Origin of the sequence: Arthrobacter sp. YAF34 (assembly GCF_052113245.1) — a bacterium.
Classification (GTDB): domain Bacteria; phylum Actinomycetota; class Actinomycetes; order Actinomycetales; family Micrococcaceae; genus Arthrobacter.
Genome location: NZ_JBFRCV010000002.1, coordinates 436,843 through 443,286, shown reverse-complemented (window position 1 = coordinate 443,286; position 6,444 = coordinate 436,843). Strand labels below are relative to the sequence as shown.

General features: G+C 66.3%; 5 protein-coding genes. All 5 read right to left on the bottom strand.

Annotated elements, in window-relative coordinates; genetic code table 11:
• Positions 1–464 precede the first annotated feature (464 nt).
• Entirely contained in the window at positions 465–1,778 is a 1,314-nt protein-coding gene (gene tyrS / locus AB4Y72_RS04420; protein WP_441424937.1) for a tyrosine--tRNA ligase, read from the bottom strand.
• Positions 1,779–1,898: 120 nt separating this feature from the next.
• Entirely contained in the window at positions 1,899–4,127 is a 2,229-nt protein-coding gene (locus AB4Y72_RS04415) for a HelD family protein (RefSeq protein WP_441424936.1), read from the bottom strand.
• A 160-nt stretch (positions 4,128–4,287) separates the two neighbouring features.
• Positions 4,288–4,845, bottom strand: a complete 558-nt coding sequence (locus AB4Y72_RS04410) for an adenine phosphoribosyltransferase (RefSeq protein WP_441424935.1) — start codon at positions 4,843–4,845, stop codon at positions 4,288–4,290.
• A 126-nt stretch (positions 4,846–4,971) separates the two neighbouring features.
• Positions 4,972–5,577, bottom strand: coding sequence for a hypothetical protein (locus AB4Y72_RS04405; RefSeq protein ID WP_441424934.1), 606 nt, complete (start codon positions 5,575–5,577; stop codon positions 4,972–4,974).
• Between the two features lie 49 nt (positions 5,578–5,626).
• On the bottom strand, positions 5,627–6,277 hold the full coding sequence (locus AB4Y72_RS04400; protein WP_441424969.1) for a DNA-3-methyladenine glycosylase: 651 nt from the start codon (positions 6,275–6,277) through the stop codon (positions 5,627–5,629).
• Between the last annotated feature and the right edge of the window lie 167 nt (positions 6,278–6,444).

The window sequence follows — 6,444 nt, the reverse complement described above, 5'->3', positions numbered from 1 at the left end:
GGGATGCACACAATGCACAAAATTTGAAACCAGCTAAAAACACCAGACCACACCACGGGGTGGCGGGCCCGGCACAATCAACCAATTCAATACAATAAATTGGTATCAACAAACTTGGCACACTATTGAGTTCTCAAACAACAGACACATTCGAATACTTTTCGAAACAATTCATTTCACTGAATTTTTTATTTCGCTTTTCTTCGCTGCGATGTTTACAGCTTATTTCATTCATTTCCACTTTGCAAATTCGCGATTTTCATCCGAATTTCACCTTGTGGAGCGAATCCGCCCAGCATAATCGAAGCAATTTTCATTATCTGCGCCGAGCGCATGAAGAATTGCTTCTCATTTGTTGGGGGTTGTCACCACTCACCGGCGGCGACTCAGAAAACAATACACGCCCCTCCCCGGCCGCGCAAATCGGCCGGGAAGGAGCGTGCACACGACGTTTTGGGAACGCGTCAGGAAGCGGCGACTTCCACAGTTGCCAGGTTCTTCTTGCCCCGGCGCAGGAGCAGGTAGCGCCCGTGCAGCAACTCGGTGGCCGCAATGACGGCGTCGGGGTCGGACACCTTCGCATTGTTGACGTAGGCCCCGCCTTCCCCGACAGTACGCCGTGCGGCGGACTTGCTTTCGGACAGACCGGAGGCGACCAGCAGTTCGATGATGCCCAGGGCGCCGGCGTCAACGGTGGCAGACGGCAGCTCGGAGGTCGCCGCCTTCAAGGTCGCTTCGTCCAGGACGGAGAGATCGCCATTGCCGAACACCGCGGCGGATGCAGCAATGACCTTGTCCGTGGCGTCCACGCCGTGGACCAGCGAGGTCACCTCGTAGGCCAGTTTCCGCTGCCCTTCGCGGGCGAAGGGCCGTTCGGCGATGGAGAGTTCCAGTGCCTCAATCTCGGCCCGGCTCAGGAATGTGAAAACTTTGAGGCGGTCCGCGACATCGGCGTCGGCCGTATTGAGCCAGAACTGGTAGAAGGCGTACGGGCTGCACATGGCCGGATCCAGCCAGACCGCGTTGCCCTCGCTCTTGCCGAACTTGGTGCCGTCGGAGTTGGTGATGAGCGGCGTCCCCAGGGCATGGACGTGCTTGCCCTCCACTTTGCGGATGAGCTCGGTGCCGCTGGTGAGGTTGCCCCACTGATCCGAGCCGCCGGTCTGCAGCATGCAGCCGTGGTCGCGGAACAACTGCAGGTAGTCCATGCCCTGCAGGATCTGGTAGCTGAACTCCGTGTAGCTGATGCCTTCGTCGGAACTGAGGCGGGACGCAACGGCGTCCTTGCGGAGCATGGTGCCGACACGGTAGTGCTTGCCGATCTCGCGCAGGAAGTCGATGGCGCTGAGCGGCGCCGTCCAATCCAGGTTGTTGACCATCCGGGCGGCGTTGTCGCCTTCGAAGCTCAGGAAACGCCGGACCTGTGCCTGCAGGTAGCCCACCCACTCGGAGACGGTGTCCTTGGTGTTGAGGGTGCGTTCCGCCGTCGGACGCGGATCGCCGATCAGGCCCGTCGAGCCGCCCACCAGTCCGAGCGGCTTGTGGCCGGCCAGCTGGAGCCGCCGCATCAGGAGCAGCTGCACCAGGTTGCCCAGGTGCAGGCTCGGCGCGGTCGGATCGAAGCCGCAGTAGTACGTCACGGGGTCGCCGGCGAGGAGCTTTTCGAGCTCCGCCTCATCCGTGGAGACGTGGACAAGGCCGCGCCATTTCAGCTCCTGCCAGATATTGGCAAAGCTGGGATCGTTCTGCTGGGCATCGAGAATATTTAGCTGGGACACGGAATCTAAGTTAGCAGGATCAACGTCACCCGCATCGCAGGTGACCTGCGCAGCAGGCGGCCGCACAGCCGCGAGAGCCCGTAGCCGCACAGCGACGACCGGGCTGTAGCAGGACCGGGCCTATTCCTCGATGCCGGCCGGGACCCCGGCGGCGGCGATGAGCCGCAGGCGCTGCGTGGGCCTGGTCATGGCAACGTACAAGTCCCCCACCCGGCCGTGCTCGTGGTTGAGCATGGCCGTCGGTTCCAGGACCACGACGCCGTCGAACTCCAGTCCCTTTGCCTCGCGGGGGCTGATCACCACAATGTCCTGCGCGTAGCTGCCCGCGCCGGTCCCGACCCGGTGGCCGTAGACCGCCCGCAGCGCCGCGTTGGCCTCGGGGAGAAGATCGCCGTCGGCGATGACCGCCAGGAGGCCGCCCTCAATGGCGTCCAGCTCCTCCGGGAGCACCTCGACGAGCTTGCTGACGATCTTTCCGTTTGCGACGCGGTCGATGACGGGCGACCAGCGGCCTTCCCTGACCGCCTTGGGTGCCGACACCACCAGCCCGGCCGCGTTGGCCATCCGCGCGGCGGCCTCGGCGATCTGGGACGGCGTGCGGTAGTTGACGGTCAGTTCCTCGAGCTGCCAGCGGTCGCCGAACATGGGGCCGAGCGCGCCGTGCCAGGAGTTGGCCCCGGCGACAGAACTCGTCTGGGCGATGTCGCCGACTATCGTAAACGACTTCAGCGGGCAGCGCCGGACCAGCAGCCGCCACTGCATGGGTGAGAGCTCCTGCGCTTCATCCACCACGATGTGCCCGAACGCCCAGGTGCGGTCCGTGGTGGCGCGCTCCGCGGCGGTCAGCCGCGTCTCCCGCTCCTGGTTCTGGTCCACCAGGTCTTCGGCCGAGACGAGGACGTCCACGCCGGCGGTTTCCATGTTGACCAGGGTCTGCTTGGCGTTGGCCAGGTCGCGGGCCCGGTCCTGCTCCTGCTGCGCCAGTCCCCGGCCCGCGGCGGCATCGAGCTCGCCGAGCAACTCGGCGGCTTCATCGAGCAGCGGAACGTCAGACTCGGTCCACGGCGAGCCAGCGGGACGGAGCAGCAAGGCGCGTTCCTCCGGGCTGAGGTTCGGAGTGCACGCCTCGAGGATGGCGGGTTTGCTCAGCAGCTCCCCCACGAGCTTCTCCGGGGTCATCGGCATCCAGCACAGGTTCAGGGCGATCCGGACATCGCGGGCCGAACGGACGTCCTCCGCCAGGTAGGACCGGTCGGCGTTGTTACCGATGTTCCCGGCTTCCACAAGCTCCGTCATCTGCTCAGTCAGTTCGCGGAGCAGGATCTTGACGAAGGACACGCGGGCCTCGTTGTGCGGCTTGCCCGTGGCGCGCGCCCGCTCCTTGGCGCGGCGGACCTGGCGCGGCGTGAGGACCAGCTTGCGGCCGTCAACTTCCAGGATCCGGTTCGCGGGCGGGATGCGCTGCCGGTTGGCCACGGCGTTGGCCACCACCCCGGCCATGTCCAGCCGGCCCTTGATGGCGGCGACGGCGGAGTCCGGCTCGGCGACGGCGGTGATGCCGGGCATGAGCCGGCCCAGGCTCGCCATCACGACGCCGGTCTCGCCGAGGGAGGGCAGCACGCGTTCGATGTATTTCATGAAGGACGACGTCGGTCCTACCAGCAGGACGCCGGCGCTCTTGAGCCGGTCCCGGTGGGTGTACAGCAAATACGCCGCGCGGTGCAGTGCGACGGCGGTCTTGCCGGTGCCCGGTCCGCCCTGAACGACGAGAGCGCCCGAGATGGAGGAGCGGATGATCCGGTCCTGCTCCGACTGGATGGTTCCGACGATGTCGGACATCCGGCCCGTCCGCTTGGAGTTCAGGGCAGCGAGCAGCGCACCTTCGCCCTGGAGCGAATCGTTGTCGGCGAGCAGGTCGGCGTCGAGCACGTCGTCCTCGATCGCCTTGACCTCGCGGCCCTGCAGGATCAGGTGACGGCGGCGGCGGACGCCCTGCCGGTCAAACGCCGTGGCCTGGTAGAAGTGGCCGGCTTCGGGCGCCCGCCAGTCCACCATGAGCCGCTGCAGGTCCTCGGTGGTGAGGCCGATGCGGCCGATGTACTGGGCTTCGCCCGAGTCCAGGTCCAGGCGGCCAAACACGAGGCGGTCATCGACGGCGTCGAGCTGGGCGAGGCGGTCCTCGTACAGGGCCGCGAAGGCATCGCGTTCAGAGACGTTCTGCATGGTGCCCACCGCGCCGGCACGGCGCACCTGGGCCAGTTGGGCGCGCTTCTCTGCCCGCAGCTCATCTAGCCGGGCGTAAAGTCCGGCCACATAGTCGCGTTCATGGGCCAAATCAGCGTCGTGCATCGAACGTTCCCCTATCGAAAAAGACAGACCCACCATTCTACAGCCATTCCGCGGACGCAGCTGTTATGTGTCTCCGGAACAATGCCAAGGCAGTCTTCGTCAGGGAATTCTACCGACAAGGTCCTCATGGTCCAGCCCGCGGCGCCCGTCAGCGACGCAATTACAGCCGCAGGAGGGAGCGGACGTTATGGCTGGCCAGTGCCGCACGGCCGCCCAGATCGTCCAGTTCCATGACCACCCCGACGCCGGCCACGTGAATGCCGCACCGCTCGAACAGGCGTGCCGCGGCGCCGAGCGTGCCGCCGGTGGCCAGTACGTCGTCGAGGATCAGCACGCGGCTCCCCGGCGCAAGGTCGGTGGTGTGCAGTTCAAGGGTGGCGGTGCCGTACTCCAGGGCATAGTCCTCGGAGACGACGGCGCGTGGCAGCTTGCCGGCCTTCCGGACGGTAATGACGCCGGTGCCGGAGGCGTAGGCGGCAGCGGCCGCGAGAAGGAAGCCGCGGGCTTCCACCCCGGCGATGGCGTCGAACTGGCCCTCGAACGGTTCAATGAGGGCGTTGACCACGGCCGTTAGCGCCGATCCGTCGGCGAATACCGGGGTCAGATCCTTGAAGCTGATTCCGGGTTTGGGGTAGTCCGGGATGGTGGCGCACAGGCTGCTGATCAGTTCATCCACCGGTTGGGCTGTCTTGGGCTGCTTCTGCTCGCTTTGATTCACCCATCCACCTTACTGGCTGGTAGCCCTTCGTCTTGTGGGCCGATGTGCCGGCAGCCGCCCCGGACGCCCTGCGGCCGCGATATCTGCGGGCAAGGGAAATCCGGGGGCCGACATATCCGGGGGCCGTCAAACTTCGCCGCCCGGTTCCGGCGACCGCAGGAGGTCATGCGCAAACCCGTAGGAGACAACCTCGAGCGCCCTGCTGAGCGCGTGCTCCGCCTCGAACCGGCCGGCCGCCACGGCACCCAGCCGGGCATGATCCTCCGCCCACCCGGACCGGCGAAACCTGTCCGCGTCGCCGTGCAGGAGCCGCCCGTAGAGGACGTCCTCGAACAGGTCATGATCATCATCTCCAGCGAGACTGTCAGCGAGGTTGTCGGCGAGACCTGCCAGCAGCGCCGGGCGGCCCCGGATCATGTCGTTGGTGAATAGCGCGGCCGCTTCTTCCGTCCCCTCGGTCAACCGCGGATCCGCGGAGTAGTTGCACAGGCGCAGGGCCCGCACCACGAGTTTGAGCGAAACATGTTCATCCGGAACGATGAACTTGCGCAACAGGACCGCCCGGAAAAGCCCGACCCAGCGCCTGCGCTCCCCCTCGACGGAATTCCCCGGGACCGGCTCGCCGCCAGGGGCGAACAGATCAACCATGCGGAAGTACTCCGTGGCCAGCTCCGCAAAGATCCGGAGCCTTTCCAGCTCCGTGCCTGGTTTCCCGCGTTTCCCCTCACCCATAATGCTTCAGTTCCCTCCGCCGCCGGCGCCGGTCATCACGGGCATGCCCCTAGGACACGCCCCGGGTGCCTGGCGCTTTGCCGGCTTTGGCCGCCTTGTAGCGGGAGACGCTGGGGTCGCCGCTGAGCCAGAACCGCCAGGGGTAGTCGTGGCTGCCGCCGGCGCCGGAAACGCCGACGCGCGGACCCGAGCTGATGTCCGCGGATGCGCCCAGCGGGTTCGCGGGCAGTTCCAGCCGGAACGGCGCCACGAGGGCATCCCGTCCGCTGTCCGCCGTCGTCAGCCCCAGCGCGGTGGCGAGCCGGGCCGGACCGCTGGCCAGGTCGTTGTCCGATTTCGAGGCAGGACGCCTGGACCTGGCCAGATCCTGTCCCGCGACCACTTCGCCGGCCCGCAGCAGCACCGCCGACGCCACGCCCTCGGGTCCGCAGACAATGTTGGCGCAGTGGTGCATCCCGTAGGTGAAATATACGTACAGGTGGCCGGCCGGACCGAACATCGGCGCGTTGCGGGCGGTCTGGCCGCGGAAGGTGTGGGAGCCGGGATCAGGATGCAGCGAATCGTGCGGGCCCAGGTATGCCTCCACTTCGGTGATCCGCACTGAAACAAGGCCGTTGCCGCCGTCGTGCGTCAGGACGGCGCCGAGCAGCAGCGGCGCCACGTGCCGGGCATCTGCCGAGAGCAGCTCCCGGAGCGGCATGGCAGCGGCCGGCCCTGCGCCCGTTTCAGCGCCGGATTCCGGGGCAGGCGCTGCGTCTCCCCCTGTGCCGGGCCGGGTGCTTGGAGGTGCGGGGAGCGGGCTGGAGGTCATGTTCAGACTTTAACAAATTGCCGCAGGGTGGCCTGTGGCCGTGTCCGAATCCCGCT

Coding starts and splice junctions, on each gene's coding strand:
- AB4Y72_RS04415 (WP_441424936.1), bottom strand. CDS start 4,127: ATGCACGACGCTGATTTGGCCCATGAACGCGACTATGTGGCCGGACTT.
- AB4Y72_RS04405 (WP_441424934.1), bottom strand. CDS start 5,577: ATGGGTGAGGGGAAACGCGGGAAACCAGGCACGGAGCTGGAAAGGCTC.
- AB4Y72_RS04400 (WP_441424969.1), bottom strand. CDS start 6,277: ATGCCGCTCCGGGAGCTGCTCTCGGCAGATGCCCGGCACGTGGCGCCG.